The sequence below is a fragment of the Citrobacter sp. wls717 genome (assembly GCF_005280955.1).
Taxonomy (GTDB): domain Bacteria; phylum Pseudomonadota; class Gammaproteobacteria; order Enterobacterales; family Enterobacteriaceae; genus Citrobacter; species Citrobacter werkmanii.
The window spans coordinates 1-667 of sequence record NZ_SZWW01000028.1; the positions used below are offsets into that span (position 1 = coordinate 1).

The following is a 667-nucleotide window of genomic DNA, read 5'->3' on the forward strand; positions in this document are numbered from 1 at the left end:
GGCCTGATAAGCGCAGCGCCATCAGGCATCTACATATGCTACGTCAGGATAACTGTTTGGGATCGGGCCCGAAGCGGTTGCTCCCCTGTGTCCCGTTTTGGCAGTTGAAAATGATGATAATCAACCAGCCAACGATCGGGATCAGCAGCACCAGCAGCCACCAGGCTGAACGATCGGTGTCATGCAAACGCCGGAACTGTACCGCCCACCAGGGGATAAACACCAGAACCCCATAAATCGTCGTTAAGATGCCTTCCCCTCCGGCGCGTTCCCAGCCAAGCATTCTGTCCAGGATACCCAGCACGAACGTGAAGATGATGTTGACCAGCACAAACATCCAGTATTCTTTACGACGCGCGCGACCACCAAAACCAAAGTAATTCTTTAATACGTTTAAATACCAATCCATTTTTGCCTCGTTCTGCATTCAATTACTTGTTTTTAAAGCAATCAAATTAAGAATAGCTGTGAATGAAATGATGGTAAATGTTTGATGTGTTAATTATTTGGCCCGCTGATGGGTAATACTTATCAGTGAACGCCTTAGTTTCAGAAACTATCGCCAGTGTGGTAGACGTTATGAATATGCGCTCTCAGAGAAAGGGTTCCGTTCACCTTATGTTCATCGTTTCTCTGAGACATCGATTCCTGTGAACGTGTAAAGGGC

Annotated in this window: 1 protein-coding gene; it reads right to left on the reverse strand. The window is 46.9% G+C overall.

Annotated features, from left to right (window positions below; translation table 11 throughout):
- Positions 1-43: 43 nt before the first annotated feature.
- The gene (locus tag FDX09_RS14260; RefSeq protein ID WP_038642883.1) at positions 44-409 is read right to left on the reverse strand and encodes a DUF805 domain-containing protein; all 366 of its coding nucleotides are present in this window, start codon (positions 407-409) and stop codon (positions 44-46) included.
- Between the last annotated feature and the right edge of the window lie 258 nt (positions 410-667).

Bases quoted from the DNA above. Each gene is read 5' to 3' on its own strand.
- FDX09_RS14260 (WP_038642883.1), bottom strand. From the start codon at position 409: ATGGATTGGTATTTAAACGTATTAAAGAATTACTTTGGTTTTGGTGGT.